We start from the raw sequence: 17,698 nt of genomic DNA, 5'->3' as shown, positions 1-17,698 counted from the left end.
ACTTCGAGATCGTTGGTGATCCTATTTATCCAACTCCTGTCGGGCGAGCTTTATCATCTCGGCATCCCCTTTTTCCAGGGACAGGACCTTTTCGAAGTAGGCGCGGGCCACGTCCGGCTTTTTGAAAGAATGCTTGTAGATGATGCCGAGGTTGAAAAGCGCCAGGGTGTCCTCGGGATCGACCTTGAGGATGGCCTCGTAGGCAGCTTCGGCCTTGGCGTACTCTTCCTTGTTGAAGTAGGCGATACCGATCGCCTTGAGCACCTCGACATCGTCCGGCTTGAGCCGCCGGGCCTTTTCCAGGGGGTCCAAGGCGCGGTCCCAGGCGCGCATCATCAGGAACGAATTGCCCAAACCGACCAGGGCCTCCAGGTCGTCGGGATTTTGCCGCACCCGGTCCATGTACTCCTTGACCCTGGACATGGCCCCGCCCATGGCCGAACCACCCTCTCCCCCGCCCGCGTCGGCGAAGCTGCGCGTGGCCTGGGACTGCACGAACAAATTGGGATTGTTCATGCGATAGATAAAACTGGTGGCGAACATGGCCGCCAGGGCGACGAACACGGCCAGGATCACGGCCTTCGGGCCGAAGGGGACGCGGCTATCCGTCATGGTCGTCTCCCAGAAGTTCCAGTTGGCGAATGCGCTTTTCCAGCCCGGCCGAACGGGAGGCCAGGAAGGCGAGATAGCCGGCCACGCCGAGCCAGACGGCCACGTTGGCGATGAAGATGTAGGTGGTTGGGGACATGGTGTATCCTCGCTGTATCGTAATGGTTATTCCTCGTCCCAGACGAGCATGGCCTCAAGGCGGGCCTTCTGGCCGAGTTGACGGATGCGGGTCAGGAGCATGGCCCCCCAGAGCAGACCAAAAGCGAAAAGCCCGGCAAAAACCGTGTACCACATGCTCGCCTCCATGCCCGAGCCCTGCCGGGCCAGGCCGTCGGGATGGGCGCTGCCCCACAGTTTGGCCGCAAAAAAGACCAGGGGCACGTCCAGAAAGGCAACAATGCCGAGCACGGCGCAAACGAGCGCCTTGCGGTCGCGGCCCATGGGGGTGTTCCGCAGGACCAGGTAGCCCGCATAGACATACCACATGATCAGGGCGGTGGTCAGCTTCGGGTCCCACAGCCACCAGTGGCCCCACTCGGCCCGGGCCCAGGTGGACCCGGAAAGCAGGGTCATGGAGGCAAGGAGGACGCCCAATTCCCCGGCCCCCGCCGCCACCCGGTCGTACCGGTCGTCGCGGGTGAACAGGTAGAGGATGGAGGCGATGAAGACCACGAAGAAGGAGACCAACGCCCACCAGGAGCACGGCAAATGCATGTAGAAGATCTTCTGCACAGGCCCGGACTGGGCGATGGGCGCGTAGAACCAGATCATGGCCTGGTGCGCGGTCAGGGCGATGCCCGCCAGAATGGCCAGGATGGAAACTTTCATAACTATTCTTCCCCACTATAGACGAACGGGAACAGGAACAATCCGGCCCCGCCGAACAGGCTGTCGAAGGCGAAAATCAGGCCGAGCCACTTGTCGTATCCCATGGTGTGCTCGGGCGAGAAGCACAAGCCGAACAAGGTGATGCCGGACAGGAGCACGGGCAGGAGCAGCGGAAACACGATGACCGACAGCAGCGACTCGCGGGCCGCCTGCCCTTGGGAAAGCGCTCCGAGCAGTGCGCCGATGATGACCAGCCCGGCGTCCGCGCCGAGCAGCGTAACCCAGAGCAGCCACCACGGGCCGTGGACCGACTGGCCCAAAAAGGCCGCCGTGGCCGGGAGAAAGACCAACTGCGAGACGAACAGCAGGGAAAACCCGGCCAGCCCCTTGCCCAGCCAGACCGCATGCACCGGAGCGGGCGAGGATAAAATACCGATGCGCGCGCCGTTCATCTCTTCGATGGCGAACAGGTCGTTGAAGACCAGGACCAGGCCGAAGGCCGAGGCCAGCCAGAAGATGGCCCCCGCAGCTTGGGGCGAAATAGCCCCGCCCAGCGGCTTGGACAGCGAAAACAGAAAGATCAGCAGCAGGCCGAGCAAAACAGCTTGGACCAGCCCCTGCCCGCCGGACAGGGAGAGCTTGAGGTCTTTTCCCGCGATGACGAAGGTGCGTTTCAGCATACGCCCTCCGGAGTGAAGCCCGAGGCCGGGCCGAAATACCGAACCCGACGTCCCCCCAGAGCCAGGACCGTGTCGGCCAAGGCCGCGTCCTCGGTAACATGATGGCTGATCCAGACCACGGCCACGCCCCGGTCGCGCAGGCCGACGATCTCCTCGCGCAACCGCCGGAGGGAGGCCGGGTCCAGCCCGGTGCCGGGCTCGTCCAGAAAGATGAGCTTGGGGGCCGCTTGATAGATGCGCGCCAGGTTCAGGCGCTGGGCCATGCCGCGCGAGAATGAACCGGCCTTCTCCTCGGCGGCGCGCTCCAGCCCTACCCGCTTCAGCAAGGCCATGAGTTCGTCACGGGTCGGGGAAAACCCGTACATGGCTCCCCAGAACTTGAGGTTTTCCAGAGCGGACAGGCCGGGGTACAGAAAGGTGGCATGGCCCAGGTAGGCGGCGTCCTCGGGATCGAGACGCAGGGAGACCTCACCCGCCGAGGGCTTGCTCAGACCGGCCATGATACGCATGAGCGTGGATTTGCCCGCACCATTGGGACCGGCCACCAGCAGGATTTCGCCAGGCCGGACCTCGCAGGATATCTCCTTGAAGACGAGCTTGTTGCCGAAGAACTTGGCCGCCCGCTTCACGATCAGCAGCGGCTTGCCCGAGCCATCCATCCTAGCGGACCTCCCCTGGCCGGGGCACGCGCCTGAGCAGCAGGAAGGCGAGCAGGCACATGATCGTACCGCCGATCCAGATCCAGTTGACCAACGGATTGACGCTGATCTTGAAGCTCGCCCTGTTGTCCTCGGTCAGGCCGAGCAGCGTGGCGTACAACTCGTCGCCGAAACTCGGCACGGTGGCCACCTCGGCGAACTGCTGGTTGGTGAAGTTCTTGTAGATGCGTTTGTCCGGCCGGAGGATGCCCGCGTCGCGGCCGTCCTTGGTCACCGCCAGAGTCGCCGTGGCCCGGGCCAGGATGTCGCCCACATTGCGGTCTTCGTGAAGGCCGGTGTAGGTCACGGTAAATTCGCCGATGCTCACGGACTCGCCCTGGGCCAGGACAACTTCGCGCTCGGTCTTGTACGGTCCGGAAAAGGCCACGCCCAGGGCCAGCAGGACCAGTCCGACGTGGACGCCGTAGGCCCCCCAGGACTGGCGCATGGCGCGCAGGGCCGGATACAGGGCGAAGAGCAGGCCCACGCCGACCAGGGCGGCCACGGCCGCCGAAGCGGTCAAGGCGGCCAGGACGTTGGTCATGCCCGACAGGTAGAATCCGGCGAAGGAAAGCACCAGTACGGCTCCCACCGCGCCGAGCCCCTTGGCGTTGCGCACGCCGCCCTTCCAGCCCAGCCAGGGACAGAAACAGAAGATCAGCACCAGCATGGCCATGAACGGCAGACATACCCGGTTGTAGAAATGGGCGTCCAACCCCATGGGGGACGCGGTCCACAACCGGCTGATAACCGGCCACATGGTCCCCAGGGTGACCACCAGGCCGAGCGCCAGGAGGAACCAGGCCGTGATGACCAGCATGCCCTGGCGGCTGAGGAAGTCGGACAGGGAGCGATGGACCTGCCGCTCGGACAGGAAGACGACCATCAGGGTGACCGCCAGGATGACGATCATGGCCCAGAACAGAGGTTGGGCCACGCCGGACGCGCCGAAGGTGTGCAGGGAGTCGATGACGCCCGAGCGGGTCAGATAGGTGGAAAAGATGCACAGGATCAGGGTCAGGGACATCAGGAAGACGTTGGTCCGCTGCAAGGCGTTGCGCCGGGATTCGATAATGGCCGTATGCAGCACGGCGGTACCCGCGAACCAGGGGATCAGGGAGGCGTTTTCCACCGGGTCCCAGGCCCAATAGCCGCCCCAGCCGAGTTCCATATAGGACCACCAGCCGCCCAGGATAATGCCCGAGGTCAGGAATATCCAGGCCAGGATGTTCCAGTTGCGGACCACTTTGATCCAGGATTTCTTCTCGCCCGCGATGCTGGAGGCCAGAGCCGCGCAGGCCGGGATGGTATACAGGGCGAAACCCATGAACAAAAGCGGCGGATGGAAGATCATGCCGGGATTGCGCAGCAGCGGATTCAGGCCGCGCCCATCGCCCGGGGCCGGAATGATTTCGATGAACGGATTTGACCAGCCGGTCAGCAGGAGCAGGAAGAAGCCCTGCACGGTCAGGAAGAACAGCCAGAAGAAAAGCCGGGTCTCCCTGCCGAGCGATTTGTAGCTGGGCGTGAACATGAAAATCATGCCCGAGACGGCGATGATCAGCTCCCAGCACAACAGCGAGCCTTCGCGGCCGCCCCACAAGGCGGTCAGCGTGTAGACGAAGGACAGGGCGTTGTCCACGTTGTTGTAGACGTATCGGAAGGAATAGTCCCGGGCGGTCAGGGCCACCAGCAGAAGGAGAGTGGAAAAGACGACGCCGCAGGCGGCGATGAGCTGGCCCCGCTCGACCACGACCAGGGCTTCCGTCTTCCTGGTCCAGGAGGCGAAGCCGGCGAAGCCGGCGAGAAAAAGGAAGGCGAGCAGGGAGAAAAGTAAACCGACGTATCCGGTCAGATGCATAGGGGCTCCTTACAACAAATTCGACAAGCGGGGAAAATGGTTGCCGGACCCTGGACCGACGGGGCCATCCGGCAAATGCAACGGCGATAGGAGAGAATGAGGCGGGACGCAATCATGTGAAAAAGATTTCACTACCCCGCCTGCCCCTGTTGCGCATCCATCTGCTTGCTTTTTTCCTCGTACTTGGAGGGACACTTGGTAACCAGGGTCCTGGCCACGAAGACCCGGCCGTCCGCGGAGAACCGGCCTTCCACGATGACTTCCACGTCGGCCTTGAAGGTGTCGGGCAACGCGCCCTTGTATTCCACCCGCAGGCTTTTGGCGTGCTCCATCTTGTCCATCAGGTTGAAATCGGCTCCGAGTTTGCCGTCGGCGATGGTCAATCCCTTGGGAGAGACCTTGCCGAACAGCCGGGCGTTGCCGATCCCGGCGCGGTCCTGAGCCAGGGCCTCGGTCACGTTGAGGAAATAGACCGAATCCTGTGTCAGGCCGGAAAAGACGAGATAGGAAAGGCCGCCCAGAAAGAGCACCAGGGCGACGGCATACACGATTTTGCTGGAATTCTTGGCCATATGGTTCCTTGCGCAGAGCGCCGCTATTGCTTTTCCTCATCCGCCGAGCCGTTGCGGACGCGGGTCAGTTCATCCCGCTGCGTGCGGGCGAGTTCCCGCATATCCACCACCTGGTCGGTCTCGTCAACTATTTCGCTGCCCAGGATTTCCTCAAGGACGTCCTCCAAGGTGACCACCCCGGCCACCCCGCCGTACTCGTCCAGGACCACGGCCAGGTGCATGCGGCTGCCCAGGAACTGGACCAGAAGCTTGTCCAGGGTGACGGTCTCCAGGACGAAACGCACCGGCCGCATGATATCCGACAGCTTGAGTTCGTCCCGGTCGTCGGCCAGGGCTTCGAGCACCAGCCGCCTGTAGACCACGCCCACGATGTCCTCGGTGTCCTCCTCGTAGACAGGGATGCGGCTATGCGGCCAGTTCGGGTGTTCCTCCCGGGCCTGGGCCACGGTCATGTCGGCCGGAAGCGAGAAGACCACGGTCCGCGGGGTCATGATGGATTCCGCGGTCTTGGAGTCCAGGGAAAGGATGTTCCGGATGGACGTCTCCTCATACTGCTTGATGACCCCGGAACGGCGCGTCAGGCTGACGATGGCCCGAATATCGTCCTCGGTGTGATCCGGTTTGGCTTCCCGATGGCGCACGGCCTTGGAGAGCACGCCCATGACGACGATCACCGGCTTGAACAACCAGACCAGCCCCCTGAGGGGATGGGCCATGGGCGGCGCGATCACGTCCGAATAAAGAACGCCCACGGTCTTGGGCATGATCTCCGTAAAGATGAGAATAATTACTGTAAAGCCCACTGTAAAGAGCCAAAGCGTATCCTCGCCGTACAGCTTGGCCCAGGCCCACCCGGCCACGGACGCCCCGGCGGTGTGCGCGCAGGTGTTCAGGGTCAGGATGGCGGTGATGGGCTCGTCGATCTTTGATCGAAGCTTGTGGAGCAACAACGCGGACTTGCTGCCGCTGTCCTTGAGCTTTTGGATGTCGGCCCAGCTCATGGAGTACAGGGCCGCTTCGGCCACGGAACAAAACGCGGACACGAAAACGGCCACGCCGACAGCGAGGAGGAGTTCAAACATGGGCTCTTTTCACTTCCTGAAAACGGGAGTCACGAACACAGTGCATTACTCAAAGGGATGTAGCAGATGCCACGAACCTGCGCAACACGCAACAGGCTTGACTTCCAAGGCGATTGAGGCGAACAGGACGGGCATGATTTCCCCCGCAGTCAAGCAACCCGCCGTGGCCTTCCGCCTCGGGCACATGGGCGACGTGGCCCTGACCACCGGCGTCCTGTCCCACTGGCGCGAAACCAGCGGAGCCGCCTTTGTTTTCGTGACCTTGGAGTCCAACCTGCCCTTGTTCGCCAACCATCCCGCCATCGCCGGGACCGTGGGGCTGACCCGGGCGGACCTGACCGACACGGGCTGGCTGCGCAAGACGGGGGAACTGGCCCGGCGATACGCGGGCGGCACGCTCATCGATCTGCACGACACCCTGCGCTCGCGCATCCTGTCCCTGCGCTGGAAGGGGGAGGTCCGCCGCTACCCCAAGTTCGGCCTGGCCCGCCGCCTGTTCGCGTGGACCCGCTCGGACCGTCTTCGCACCAGGCTCGAAGCCCTGAACGTGCCCCAACGGTACGCCCTGGCCCTGGACCCGGCCGCGCCCCCGCGCGAGGCCGTGCGGCCGCGCCTCTACCTGACCGACGCCGAGAAACAGGCCGCCGCCCGGCGGCTCGCGCCGATCGCCTGCCAGGGGCCCGTCATCGCCCTGCACCCCTACGCCACCCACCCGGCCAAACAGTGGCCCGCCGAAAACTGGCTCCGGCTGGGCGCGTTGCTCGACGCGGCGGGCATGAACTGGTTCATCGTCGGAAGAAATGAAACGCCGCTGACACGCGGCCATGAACGCGACCTGACCAACGCCACCGACCTGCGCGAGACGTGCGGCCTGCTGGAACGGGCCGACCTGCTGGTCACCGGAGACTCCGGCCCCATGCACCTGGCTTGCGCCGCGGGCACGCCGGTAGTCGCCCTGTTCGGGCCCACGGCCAAGGCCTGGGGGTTCTACCCGTCCGGCCCCCGGGACATCGTCCTGGAGCAGCCCCTGCCCTGCCGCCCCTGCTCCCTGCATGGAGCGAGGCAATGCGCGCGCGGCTTCGAGTGCATGACCGAGACCACGCCCGAGACGGTTCTCGACACGGTCCGGACCGTCCTGGCCTAATCCGCTTTCTCCGCCGGACGCTCCCGGCGTTCGCCCCAATACCGTTCCACTTCGCCAGCCCGCGCTTCGAGCCGTTCCCGGACTCCGTCCGGGACCAACAGACTCAGGTTGCGCCAATCATGCCAGCGACGGCGGATGTGCTCACCCTTGATATCCAATCGGGGGATGTCCAGCAGCCGGATGACGTTGCCGCCGGGCAGCCGCCACAGGCCCGCTCCCCCGGGGACCGCCTCGGGCCAGTGCCCCGCCACGAACCCGGCCACGCCGTCGGCCGCCTCCCAGCGGTTGACCACCACCAACGAGGCCAGGGCCGGAATCTCCAGCCCGCGCCGCCAGGTGTGCAGCTCCAGGAAGGTCGATGCGCCGAGGATGAAATGGAATTCGTCGGCCGGGCCTCCGGTGCGGTAACAGGTCAGGGTATCGCAGGTGAATGACGGGCCGGGCCGCTCGGCCTCCAACGGGTTGGCCGCCAGGCCCGGGATGCCCTTAATGGCCCGCCGGACCAGATCCAGCCGCAAGCCGAAGGGCAGCAGCCCCGCTTCCTGTTTGTGCGGCGGCTCGCCCGCCGGGACCAAATCCACCCGATCGAGCCCGAGCTGTTCGAGGACCTCCACGGCCATGCGCACGTGCCCGGTGTGCACCGGATTGAACGTGCCGCCCAAAATACCTACCTTCATTGCCGATCTCCTTATCCAGTCAGATACGGACAGGTCCGGGAAAAATCAAGGCGCGGCACTCGGACGGCGGGGCCAAGACAAAGGGCCGCCCCTGCGGACGGCCCTTGCGGTTCCGGCATCGGTTCCGAAATCGGTCATTCCCGGATCTGTCCCTCGCCCAGCAGCACGAACTTGGCGCTGGTCAATTCCTTGATGCCCATGGGCCCGTAGGCGTGGAGCTTGGAGGTCGAAATGCCGATCTCCGCGCCCAGGCCGAGCTGGCCGCCGTCGTTGAAGCGCGTGGTCGCGTTGGCCACCACCAGGGAGGCGTCCACCTCGCGGATGAAGCGCATGCAGTTTTGATAATCCTCGGACAGGATGGACTCGGTGTGGTTGGAGCCGTGCGCCGCGATGTAGTCCATGGCCTCGTCCAGGTCCCGGACCACCCGGACCGCCAGGACGAGGTCCAGGAACTCGTATCCCCAGTCCGCCTCCACGGCGGGCTCGGCAAAGGCCCCGAGCAGGGGCAGGGACCGGGGGCAGGCCTTGAACCGCACTCCCTTGGGGCCGATGGTTTCGGCCACCCGGGGCAACAGGGCCTCGGCCACGTCCTCATGGACCAACAGGCATTCCACGGCGTTGCAGCCGCTGGGGTACTGCATCTTGGCGTTCTCGATGATGGGCACGGCCTTGTCGATGTCGCAGGAGGCGTCGGCGAAAATCTGGCATACGCCCTTGTAGTGCTTGAGCACGGGCATGGTCGCCTGGCCGGTCACGGCCCGGATAAGCCCTTCGCCGCCGCGCGGGATGACCACGTCGATGTACGCTTCGAGCTTGAGCAGTTCGGTCACGGCCTCGCGGTCCGTGGTCGGCGGCACCTGGACCGCGTCGCGGGGCAGTCCCGCCCGCTCCAGGGCCCGGTGCATGAGTTCGGCCAGGCAGCGGTTGGAATGGAAGGCCTCGCTCCCGCCGCGCAGGATGACCGCATTGCCCGCCTTGAGGCAGAGGATGCCCGCGTCCACCGTGGCGTTGGGCCGGGATTCGTAGATCATGGCCACCACGCCCAGCGGCACGCGCATGCGGCCCACGAGCATGCCGTTGGGCCGCTTGACCATGGACTCGATCTCGCCCACGGGATCGGGCATGGCGGCCACTTCGCGGCACCCCTGGATCATGGACTTGAGCACCTTTTCGCTGATGGTCAACCGCTGCACGCGCGCCTTGTCCAGGCCGCGTTCGGCCGCGGCGTCGAGGTCGAGCCGGTTGGCCTCGGCAATGGCCGGGGCCTCGGCCTCCAGCAGGTCGGCCAGGATCAGCAGGGCGTCCCGCTTGGCCTGGCCCGAAGCCGCCGAGAGCCTGCGCGAGGCCGCCTTGGCCCGCTTGCCCATCTCCACCATCTGTTTGCGTATGTCCATGCTCGCACTCCTTGAAAAATGACGTGGCCGCAACCGAAGGAAATTCTGTTCCGGCAAGCCCAATTTGCTAACCTCCGCCGGGGGGCAAAGTCAATTCCCGTCTCGGCGGGCCAAATACACTTTGGACCGGGCTCCGCTGAGGAATTTACATTTTTTGTTATTTGCCGTGACAACGATTTGATTCCGGACGTTGCTTTTGGCTATTTTCCGTCCGCGCGCCAAAATAGGCTTTGACCTTTTTTACAATTTTGCTTATCAACCCCCTTGCGTTGCCGGGCCTTGCTTCCCGGCCCGTCACCCACGAAAATCACCCTCATGGAGGCATGAAAAACCCATGGCTGCAACCAATCCCATTCAATCCGACGTGCTGACCGACATCGAGTCCCGTACGCCCGAAACCCTGCACCCCATTCTCGAAGCCGCGTTCCGGTACCGCAAGCAGCTGATCCTCGCGGTCTGCGCCATTCTGGCCGTGACCGCCGCCTACGCGGGCTACAAGGCCTACGCCGCCCGGGCCGAGTCCAACGCCCAGGCCGCGCTCGGCGAAATCATGGTCACCGCCACCGGCGCCGACCGCCTGGCCAAGCTCGACGCCATGCTCCAGAACGTCACCGACTCCGTCCGGCCCGCCGTGCTTCTCGAAGCAGCCCAGACCGCCACGACCCTGGGCGACTACGCCAAGGCCGAGGGCTACTGGGAATCCCTGGTCGGCCTGACCGAAGGCGAGATGCAGTTCGTCGCCCGCCTGGGCCGCGCCAAGGCCATGGTCATGGCCGGTCGCGGCGCCGACGCCCTCAAGGAGACGAAGGATCTGGCCGGGTTGGCCTCCGCCGCCTACACCGTGCCGGTCTACCGGCAGCTCGCCCTGGCCGCCGAAGCCGTAGGCGACAAAGCCGAGGCCCTGGCCGCCTACAAGAAGCTGGCCGATGAAAACGTCGGCGACAAGCCCTACATCGAATACAAGATTTCCCAGTTGGAAAAGAATTAACCGACCATCAATAAATCATAGAGGCCGGGCGCGGATGCGTTCGGCCGCAGGAGAGTCAACATGGCAAATCCGCTCTTGGGTGACACCCCCGGCGCCACCCATCTGCTCCTCGGCAACGAAGCCATCGTGCGCGGCGCCGTGGAGGCGGGCATCCAGGTGGTAACCTGCTACCCCGGCACTCCGTCCAGCGAAGTGCCCGACACGCTCTACCGCATCTCGCCCGAAGGCAAGTACTACTTCGAATATTCGGTCAATGAAAAAGTCGCCCTGGAAGTGGCCGGCGGCGCGACCCTGGGCGGCGCCATGACCATGTGCACCATGAAGCACGTGGGCGTAAACGTGGCCGCCGACCCCCTCATGACCCTGTGCTACGTGGGCGCGCCCGGAGGACTGATGCTCCTGTCCGCCGACGATCCCGGCTGCCATTCCAGCCAGAACGAGCAGGACAACCGCATTTACGCCCGGTTGGGCGGCATGCCGGTCTTCGAACCGGCCTCGGCCCAGGAGGCCAAGGACATGGCCCGCGACGGACTGCTTCTTTCCAAAAAGCACGGCGCGCCCCTGCTCCTGCGCACCACCACCCGCGTGAACCACCTGCGCGGCGCCGTGACCTTCGGCCCGGCGCCCGATCCGGGCAAGCCCGCGGGCTTCAAGCGCAACCCGCCCCACAACGTGCCCATCCCGGCCTTTTCCCGGCCCATGCACGTCCGCCTCATGGAGCGCATGGCCGCCCTCCAGGAGGAAGCCGAGAACTCCCCGTACAACACGGTCACCGGCACAGGCAAATACGGCATCGCCTGCTCGGGCATCTCCCGGGCCTATGTGGCCGACGCCCTGGACAACGCGGGCCTGGCCGACAAGGTCTCGATCCTTGAACTGGGCTTCTCCCACCCCCTGCCCGAAAACAAGTGCCTGAACTTCCTCAAGTCCGTGGACACGGTCCTGGTGGTCGAAGAACTGGAGCCGGTCCTGGAAAACGACCTCCGCGTCCTGGCGCAGAAGCACAAGCTCGACATCGAGATCAAGGGCAAGGACGTGCTGCCGCGCAACGGCGAGTTCACCGTGACCATGGTCGAGAACGTCATCCGCGCCGAATTGGGCGAGGCCCCGGTGCCCACCTGCGAATGTTCCCTGCCCGACCTGCCGGGCCGTCCGCCGAACCTGTGCGCGGGCTGTCCGCACCGCGGCACCTATTTCGCCGCCCGCAAGGTCTTCGGCGACGACGCGATCTATTCTTCCGACATCGGCTGCTACACCCTGGGCCTGTTGCCTCCGTTGCAGACCGCCGACTTCCTGCTGTGCATGGGCTCCTCCATCTCGGCGGGCAGCGGCCTGTCCAAAGCGACCGGCCAGACCGTAGTCGGCTTCATCGGCGACTCCACCTTCTTCCACTCCGGCCTGACCGGGGTGGCCAACGCGGTCTTCAACAACCATGACATCCTGATCGTCGTCCTGGACAACCGGACCACGGCCATGACCGGCCATCAGCCCAACCCGGGCGTGGACCGGACGGTCATCGGCGAAAACGACCACCCGCTGGACATCGAAGCCGCCGTGCGCGGCCTGGGCGTCACCGAGGTGCGCACGGTCAACCCGTTCAATCAAAAGAAGACCATGGCCGCCATGGAAGAGCTCAAGGAGCTGTCCGGCGTGCGCGTGCTCATCGCCAAGGAACCCTGCCCGCTCTACACCCGCCGGGTCTACAAGAAGGTCGCCCCCCAGGTGGCCTACGTGGCCGAGTCCTGCACCGGCCGGTTCGACTGCCTGGACAAGCTGGCCTGCCCGGCTATGTACAAGGAAGGCGGCAAGGCCGCCGTTAATCCGATCCTGTGCAACGGCTGCATGCTCTGCCTACAGGTCTGCGGACACATCAAAGCCAAGAAGAGAGGCAGCTAACCATGCCCGATACCAAGAAAATCCGCATATTCATGACCGGCGTCGGCGGCCAGGGCACCCTGACCGCCACCACCCTGTTGGCCAAGACCGCCCTCAGCCAGGGCCTGACCGTGACCTCCGGCGAGATCCACGGCATGGCCCAACGCGGCGGCGTGGTCGAATCCACGGTGCTCATCGGCTGCAAATCGCCCAAGATCGGCATTGGCGAGGCCGACATCCTCCTCGGGTTCGAGCCCATGGAGACCATGCGCGCGCTGCCCTACCTGCGCCAGGGCGGCCTGGTGGTCTCGTCCACCGAGTACATGCCGCCCCTGTCCGTGGCCATGGGCAAACAGGACTGTCCGACCATCGACGACATCAAGAAGGCCGTGTCCGCCTGCACAAGCAAGGCGTACTTCATGGCCAACCAATCCATCGGCCTGGAAGCGGGTGCCGTACAGGCGGGCAACGTGGCCATGCTCGGCGCGCTGTGCGCCGCCGGTGAGCTGCCCTTCGGCCCCGAGGCCCTGGAGGCCGCCATCAAGGCAAACATGCCCGCAAAGATCCAGGCCGTGAACCTTAAAGCCCTGGAGCTCGGCGTCAACGCCCTAAACTCCTAGAGAAAGTACAATGGCAACCAATACGCAGGACCACTCCGATCTCAGCTATCTGCACACGCTGAGAACCATTCAGGAGACCTTGAGGAGGGAAACCACCCTTGAGGAATCGCTCAATGCGCTCCTGAAGACCCTGGCCCTGGACATGGAATACGTCCGGGCGTTCATGGTCATCATGGACCCCAAGACCGAGAACCTGAAGCTCTCGCTGACATACAGTCCGGCCCAGTCCGACGACGTGACCTACTCGCCGGGCCGCGGCATCATCGGGCGCGTCTTCGACTTGGGCCAGTCCATCAGCGTTCCGCGCATGTCCGACGATCCCGAGTTCCTGAACAAGGCCTTCGGGCGCAGCGAGGAGGAGCTTCGCAAGCTCGGTTTCATCTGCGTCCCGGTCATCAACCTGCGCTCGGACGAAGCCGAGGTCATCGGCGCCCTGTCCGTGGACGTGCCGCTTATCCCGGCCGACGACATGGCCGCCCACCGCGACTTTCTGGAAGTGGTAGCGGGCATCATCGCCGGGTACGTGGCCCAGTTCCAGGAGGAAATGGCCACCCAAAACCACCTGCTCTCCCAGGGACTCATGGCCGGAGCCGCCGACACGACTCCGCCCAAGGACTTCGTGGCCGCATCCAAGGCCATGCGCCTGGTCCTGCGCCAGTCCTCCCAGGTGGCCCCGAGCCGGGCCACGGCGCTTTTGCGCGGCGAATCCGGCACCGGCAAGGAATTGCTTGCCGAGGCCATCCACCAGGCCAGCCCGCGCGCGAACAAGCCGCTCATCAAGCTCAATTGCGCGGCCCTGCCGTCCGAGCTCATCGAGTCCGAGCTGTTCGGTCACCAGAAAGGCGCCTTCACTGGCGCCTTCCAGACCAAGCGCGGCCTGTTCGAAGTGGCGGATCAGGGCACCCTGTTCCTGGACGAGATCGGCGAATTATCCCTGGACGCCCAGGCCAAAGTGCTGCGGGCCATTCAGGAAAAGGAAATCCAGCGAGTCGGCAGCGAACAGACCATCACCGTGGACGTGCGTCTCATATGCGCCACCCACCAGCCGCTGGAAGAGCTGCTGGAAAAGGGGTTGTTCCGCGAAGACCTGTACTACCGCATCAATGTGTTCCCCATATTCATTCCGCCCCTCAAGGAACGGCGGGAGGACATCCTGCCTCTCGCGGAACACTTCCTGACCGAATTCACCGACGAATACGGCAAGGAAGTCAAGCGCATCTCCACGCCCGCCATCGAGCTGCTGGTCATGTATCACTGGCCAGGAAACGTGCGCGAGCTGAAGAACTGCATGGAGCGCGCGGTCCTGCTCTGCGAGGAGCAGGTCATCCGCACCTACCACCTGCCGCCGACCCTCCAGTCGGCCGAAAGCTCGGCCACCGGCACCAACCTCTCCTTCGGCGAGGCCGTGGGCAAGTTCGAGCAGGAGCTGCTCATCGACTCCCTCAAGAAGACCGGCGGCAACATGCTGCAATCCGCCCGGGACCTGCGCGTGTCCTACCGGATCGTCAACTACAAGGTGAAGAAGTACAACATAGACGTGAAGAAGTACTCGCAGACCAAGAAAAAGACCAAGAAGAAACTCGAAGTCTAGCCTCGGCGCGAAAACGGCACGAAAAAAGCGGCCCGGTTCAACCGGGCCGCCTTTTTGTTTGTCATAAGGAAAGCGTCGCTATTTAAAGGACCGGGAGAACAGATCCTCCAGCGCCTTCTTGCCGTTGTCTTCCAGGAAGCGGGTGCCGGTGCCGGTGAAATGGCCGGCGGAGATCACCGGGGCCTCCACGGCCGCCCAAGCTCCATGCTGCCATGTGAACCAGCCGTCCTTGGCCTGACCGAAGACGTACAGCTCCTTGTTGCAGATCTTGGCGAATTCCGCGCCCCAGCCGGTGCCGCCCTTGACCGTGCCGTCGTCCAGGATGGTGCCGACCACGAAAATCTGCTGGCTGGCGTCCACCTGCCACATGATGGTCTGCAGGACCTTGCGCATCTTCTCCGCGTTGGTGAACTTGCGGTTCAGCAGCCTGGATACGTAGGTCAGGCTGACGTCCTTCTGAGTCAATTCCTCGTCGGTCAGGACGCGCACGCCGCGGGTGCGCTCAATGCGGTGGCCTTCGAAGGTGAAATTGACCTCGGGCAGGCCGTAATATTCGGCGAGCTTGCCGAACTGGTTTTCGGCACCCTGGGCGCCGCCGCTGAAAAGAGTGTAATTCTGGTTGGGCATGGTCTCTCCTTGCTGTGATTGAATGCGAAATTCGGTCGCGGCCGACTGCCTGATGCGGGTACTATGCACATCCCGACGCCGCGAAGCAATGGCACTTGCCCCAAAAAAAATCAAAAATCCACCATTTTCCCGCAAAAAATAACGAATCACGCATTTCCCCGTGTCCAGCCGCTCCCTCCCCTCTCGCCATTGACTTGCCGAGGATCATACCTACCATTACTTGATAATACGAATTATTACTCCATTTGGAGGTGAGCCCGATGTCCCGTCAACCCACGATCATCGTCCTGGCCGGAGCGACGCTCCTGGCGCTCGGGCTCGGTTTGAACCTATTTTCGTCATTGGAGGAACAGGCCATGGCTGACAACGGCAATTTCGAGATCGCCACTCTGGCGGGCGGTTGCTTCTGGTGCGTGGAGGCGGACATGGAAAAACTGCCCGGGGTCATCAAGGTCGTCTCGGGCTATGCGGGCGGCAGTGAGCCCGAGCCCAGCTACGAGCAGGTCTCGAGCGGCGGCACGGGCCACCGCGAGGCGGTCCAGGTGACCTTCGACCCCGCGCGGATAGGGTACGCCCAGATCCTGGACCATTACTGGCGGCACTTCGACCCCACGGACGACGGCGGCTCCTTCGGCGACCGGGGGTTCCAATACACCTCGGCCATCTTCTACCACGACGAGACCCAACGTGGGATCGCCGAGGCCTCGAAAGAGGCTTTGGACAAATCCGCGCGCTTCGACGGGCCGGTGGTCACGCCCATCCTCGAATTCACCACCTTCTATCCGGCCGAGGGCTACCACCAGAACTACTGCCGGTTCAATCCCGTGCGTTACAAGACCTACCGCCACTTCTCGGGCCGCGACAGGTTCACGGCTGATCATTGGGGCGCGGAGGCCGACGCGGTGCTCAAGACGGCCCGTGGGAACGCGGCCAAATCCATAACCCCCGGGGACTTCACCAAGCCCGACGCGGCCACCCTCAAGCAAACCCTCACGCCGCTCCAATACGACGTGACCCAGCGAGCGGGGACGGAACCGCCCTTCGACAACCAGTATTGGGACAACCATGCGGACGGCGTCTACGTGGACGTGGTCAGCGGCGAGGTGCTCTTCTCCAGCCGCGACAAGTTCGATTCCGGCACGGGCTGGCCGAGCTTCACCAAGCCGCTGGCCCCGGAAAACCTTGTGGAAAGGGAGGACCGCTCCCTCTTCTCCGCGCGCACCGAAGTCCGCAGCAAGGGCGCGGACTCGCACCTGGGCCATGTTTTCAACGACGGCCCGCAGCCCACCGGCCTGCGCTACTGCATGAACTCGGCTGCCCTGCGCTTCATCCCCAAGGACAGGATGGAGGCGGAGGGCTACGGAAAGTTCCTGTATCTGTTCGAGTGAACGCCGCGACACGGCGACATGACCGGGGCCGTCCGTGCGGGGTGGCCCCTTTCTTCGCACCCGTCGATTATAAATCCGCAGGAAACTGATCCCGCCTCTTTTCGACGCTCCGCGCGGATGCTATGCGATGAGAAAGGAGAACCGGATGCGCCTGTCCAAAACCGCCACAGCTCTGCTCGCCGGAGTCCTTATCCTACTGCTGTTTCCGAGCCAGTGCGTTCTGGCCAAACGCGGAGTGCGGCTGGTCTGCGACATCTGGCCGCCCTACCAGACGGAGACTCAAAACGGCTATTCGGGGCTGGCCGTGGATGTCGTCCGAAAGGTGTACGCCCGCCTGGGTGTGGAGGACGTCGAAATCATGGCCCTGCCATGGAAACGGGCCCTGGACATGATCCGCTTCGGTGATGCCGACGGCCTGTTCTCGGCCAACTACACCCCGGAACGGGCCGTCTATCTTTATTATCCTGAGGAGCCGCTATTCGAATCGCCCTGGGTGGTCTGGACCCGCAAAGGGCTGACGGTACAAAACCTGGACGATCTCAAGGGCCTGAAGATCGGCGTGGTCCTGGGCTATACCTACACCCCGGAGTTCTGGAAATTCATCCAGGTCTACTGCACGGTGGAGGAAGTCCACAGCGACGAGATCAATTTCCGCAAACTCGCCCTGGGCCGGCTCGACGCCACCGTGGCCGAATATGGGAACGGCAGACTCCTGTCCCAAATCGTCCGCGGCGGCGTTCAGCCCAACGACGTGCAAATCAAGAAGGACGGCCTGTACATCGTCTTCAGCCGCGAACACACGACCCAACGCGCGGTCCGCGCTTTCTCCGGCGAGCTCAAGGCCTTCAAACAAACCCAAGCCTACCGCGACCTGCGCAAAAAATATCTCAGCTCCGACCGGTAACCGAAACGCGACGAGGAATCACGCCCCCACTCGCCCGAAGGTCTTGCCCGCGCTTCGCCGGGCCGCGTCATCACCTCGCCCCCGCGCATCAGGCATGCTTGTTCCGTCCATGGGTGGGGATATGAGAGCGGGAATCAACCGAGGTAAAAGGATTGGAAGG

At 63.9% G+C, this 17,698-nt stretch carries 17 protein-coding genes and 1 pseudogene; 7 read left to right on the top strand and 11 right to left on the bottom strand.

Annotated elements, in window-relative coordinates:
- Positions 1-21: 21 nt before the first annotated feature.
- The 8 genes and pseudogenes from J0909_RS15720 to J0909_RS15685 all read right to left on the bottom strand — a co-directional run bounded on the left by J0909_RS15720 (position 22) and on the right by J0909_RS15685 (position 6,330).
- The gene (locus tag J0909_RS15720) at positions 22-612 is read right to left on the bottom strand and encodes a tetratricopeptide repeat protein (protein ID WP_207264292.1); all 591 of its coding nucleotides are present in this window, start codon (positions 610-612) and stop codon (positions 22-24) included.
- Positions 602-748: a CcmD family protein gene (locus J0909_RS15715; protein WP_207264290.1), complete on the bottom strand. Its 147-nt coding sequence runs from the start codon at positions 746-748 to the stop codon at positions 602-604. The genes J0909_RS15720 and J0909_RS15715 overlap by 11 nt, the downstream gene beginning before the upstream one ends.
- A gap of 26 nt (positions 749-774) precedes the next feature.
- Entirely contained in the window at positions 775-1,437 is a 663-nt protein-coding gene (gene ccsA / locus J0909_RS15710; RefSeq protein WP_207264288.1) for a cytochrome c biogenesis protein CcsA, read from the bottom strand.
- Positions 1,438-1,439: 2 nt separating this feature from the next.
- Positions 1,440-2,117, bottom strand: coding sequence for a heme exporter protein CcmB (locus J0909_RS15705; protein WP_207264286.1), 678 nt, complete (start codon positions 2,115-2,117; stop codon positions 1,440-1,442).
- A pseudogene (locus tag J0909_RS15700) lies at positions 2,111-2,695 on the bottom strand (ABC transporter ATP-binding protein); the annotation flags it as partial. The pseudogene J0909_RS15700 and the gene J0909_RS15705, both read right to left, overlap by 7 nt.
- An 82-nt stretch (positions 2,696-2,777) precedes the next feature.
- Positions 2,778-4,676, bottom strand: a complete 1,899-nt coding sequence (locus J0909_RS15695) for a heme lyase CcmF/NrfE family subunit (RefSeq protein ID WP_207264282.1) — start codon at positions 4,674-4,676, stop codon at positions 2,778-2,780.
- Positions 4,677-4,807: 131 nt separating this feature from the next.
- Positions 4,808-5,248, bottom strand: coding sequence for a cytochrome c maturation protein CcmE (locus J0909_RS15690; protein ID WP_207264280.1), 441 nt, complete (start codon positions 5,246-5,248; stop codon positions 4,808-4,810).
- 23 nt (positions 5,249-5,271) lie between these two features.
- Positions 5,272-6,330: a hemolysin family protein gene (locus tag J0909_RS15685; RefSeq protein WP_207264279.1), complete on the bottom strand. Its 1,059-nt coding sequence runs from the start codon at positions 6,328-6,330 to the stop codon at positions 5,272-5,274.
- Between the two features lie 133 nt (positions 6,331-6,463).
- Between J0909_RS15685 and J0909_RS15680 the strand changes: the two genes are divergently transcribed.
- Positions 6,464-7,474, top strand: coding sequence for a glycosyltransferase family 9 protein (locus J0909_RS15680; RefSeq protein WP_207264277.1), 1,011 nt, complete (start codon positions 6,464-6,466; stop codon positions 7,472-7,474).
- On the opposite strand, the gene J0909_RS15675 is transcribed toward J0909_RS15680, so the two are convergent.
- Positions 7,471-8,151, bottom strand: a complete 681-nt coding sequence (locus J0909_RS15675; protein ID WP_207264275.1) for a nicotinate-nicotinamide nucleotide adenylyltransferase — start codon at positions 8,149-8,151, stop codon at positions 7,471-7,473. The genes J0909_RS15680 and J0909_RS15675 overlap by 4 nt on opposite strands.
- Before the next feature lie 134 nt (positions 8,152-8,285).
- Entirely contained in the window at positions 8,286-9,545 is a 1,260-nt protein-coding gene (locus J0909_RS15670) for a glutamate-5-semialdehyde dehydrogenase (protein ID WP_207264273.1), read from the bottom strand.
- A 334-nt stretch (positions 9,546-9,879) separates the two neighbouring features.
- Here J0909_RS15670 and J0909_RS15665 point away from each other — a divergent pair, with 334 nt between their 5' ends.
- The 4 genes from J0909_RS15665 to J0909_RS15650 are packed head-to-tail and all read left to right on the top strand — an operon-like array spanning position 9,880 to position 14,619.
- The gene (locus J0909_RS15665; protein WP_207264272.1) at positions 9,880-10,533 is read left to right on the top strand and encodes a YfgM family protein; all 654 of its coding nucleotides are present in this window, start codon (positions 9,880-9,882) and stop codon (positions 10,531-10,533) included.
- Between the two features lie 60 nt (positions 10,534-10,593).
- On the top strand, positions 10,594-12,429 hold the full coding sequence (gene iorA, locus J0909_RS15660; RefSeq protein ID WP_207264270.1) for an indolepyruvate ferredoxin oxidoreductase subunit alpha: 1,836 nt from the start codon (positions 10,594-10,596) through the stop codon (positions 12,427-12,429).
- 2 nt (positions 12,430-12,431) lie between these two features.
- Complete coding sequence (locus J0909_RS15655) at positions 12,432-13,028, top strand: indolepyruvate oxidoreductase subunit beta (protein WP_207264268.1); 597 nt, start codon at positions 12,432-12,434, stop codon at positions 13,026-13,028.
- A gap of 10 nt (positions 13,029-13,038) precedes the next feature.
- Positions 13,039-14,619 (top strand): sigma-54-dependent Fis family transcriptional regulator, encoded by a 1,581-nt coding sequence (locus tag J0909_RS15650; RefSeq protein WP_207264266.1) that lies wholly within the window; start codon positions 13,039-13,041, stop codon positions 14,617-14,619.
- Positions 14,620-14,697: 78 nt separating this feature from the next.
- Here J0909_RS15650 and J0909_RS15645 read toward each other — a convergent pair whose 3' ends face one another.
- Positions 14,698-15,246, bottom strand: a complete 549-nt coding sequence (locus J0909_RS15645; protein ID WP_207264264.1) for a hypothetical protein — start codon at positions 15,244-15,246, stop codon at positions 14,698-14,700.
- Between the two features lie 260 nt (positions 15,247-15,506).
- On the opposite strand from J0909_RS15645, the gene msrB reads away from it, so the two are divergent.
- Together msrB and J0909_RS15635 are read left to right on the top strand one after the other, a co-directional pair.
- Positions 15,507-16,634, top strand: a complete 1,128-nt coding sequence (msrB, locus tag J0909_RS15640) for a peptide-methionine (R)-S-oxide reductase MsrB (RefSeq protein WP_207264262.1) — start codon at positions 15,507-15,509, stop codon at positions 16,632-16,634.
- A gap of 145 nt (positions 16,635-16,779) precedes the next feature.
- On the top strand, positions 16,780-17,538 hold the full coding sequence (locus J0909_RS15635; protein WP_207264260.1) for a substrate-binding periplasmic protein: 759 nt from the start codon (positions 16,780-16,782) through the stop codon (positions 17,536-17,538).
- Positions 17,539-17,698 lie beyond the last annotated feature (160 nt).

Source organism: Desulfovibrio sp. Huiquan2017 (genome assembly GCF_017351175.1).
Classification (GTDB): domain Bacteria; phylum Desulfobacterota; class Desulfovibrionia; order Desulfovibrionales; family Desulfovibrionaceae; genus Pseudodesulfovibrio.
The sequence above is the reverse complement of the archived record's forward strand: the minus strand, read 5'-3'. Positions and strand labels throughout refer to the sequence as shown.

Coding starts and splice junctions, on each gene's coding strand:
- J0909_RS15720 (WP_207264292.1), bottom strand. CDS start 612: ATGACGGATAGCCGCGTCCCCTTCGGCCCGAAGGCCGTGATCCTGGCC.
- J0909_RS15715 (WP_207264290.1), bottom strand. CDS start 748: ATGTCCCCAACCACCTACATCTTCATCGCCAACGTGGCCGTCTGGCTC.
- ccsA (WP_207264288.1), bottom strand. CDS start 1,437: ATGAAAGTTTCCATCCTGGCCATTCTGGCGGGCATCGCCCTGACCGCG.
- J0909_RS15705 (WP_207264286.1), bottom strand. CDS start 2,117: ATGCTGAAACGCACCTTCGTCATCGCGGGAAAAGACCTCAAGCTCTCC.
- J0909_RS15695 (WP_207264282.1), bottom strand. CDS start 4,676: ATGCATCTGACCGGATACGTCGGTTTACTTTTCTCCCTGCTCGCCTTC.
- J0909_RS15690 (WP_207264280.1), bottom strand. CDS start 5,248: ATGGCCAAGAATTCCAGCAAAATCGTGTATGCCGTCGCCCTGGTGCTC.
- J0909_RS15685 (WP_207264279.1), bottom strand. CDS start 6,330: ATGTTTGAACTCCTCCTCGCTGTCGGCGTGGCCGTTTTCGTGTCCGCG.
- J0909_RS15680 (WP_207264277.1), top strand. CDS start 6,464: ATGATTTCCCCCGCAGTCAAGCAACCCGCCGTGGCCTTCCGCCTCGGG.
- J0909_RS15675 (WP_207264275.1), bottom strand. CDS start 8,151: ATGAAGGTAGGTATTTTGGGCGGCACGTTCAATCCGGTGCACACCGGG.
- J0909_RS15670 (WP_207264273.1), bottom strand. CDS start 9,545: ATGGACATACGCAAACAGATGGTGGAGATGGGCAAGCGGGCCAAGGCG.
- J0909_RS15665 (WP_207264272.1), top strand. CDS start 9,880: ATGGCTGCAACCAATCCCATTCAATCCGACGTGCTGACCGACATCGAG.
- iorA (WP_207264270.1), top strand. CDS start 10,594: ATGGCAAATCCGCTCTTGGGTGACACCCCCGGCGCCACCCATCTGCTC.
- J0909_RS15655 (WP_207264268.1), top strand. CDS start 12,432: ATGCCCGATACCAAGAAAATCCGCATATTCATGACCGGCGTCGGCGGC.
- J0909_RS15650 (WP_207264266.1), top strand. CDS start 13,039: ATGGCAACCAATACGCAGGACCACTCCGATCTCAGCTATCTGCACACG.
- J0909_RS15645 (WP_207264264.1), bottom strand. CDS start 15,246: ATGCCCAACCAGAATTACACTCTTTTCAGCGGCGGCGCCCAGGGTGCC.
- msrB (WP_207264262.1), top strand. CDS start 15,507: ATGTCCCGTCAACCCACGATCATCGTCCTGGCCGGAGCGACGCTCCTG.
- J0909_RS15635 (WP_207264260.1), top strand. CDS start 16,780: ATGCGCCTGTCCAAAACCGCCACAGCTCTGCTCGCCGGAGTCCTTATC.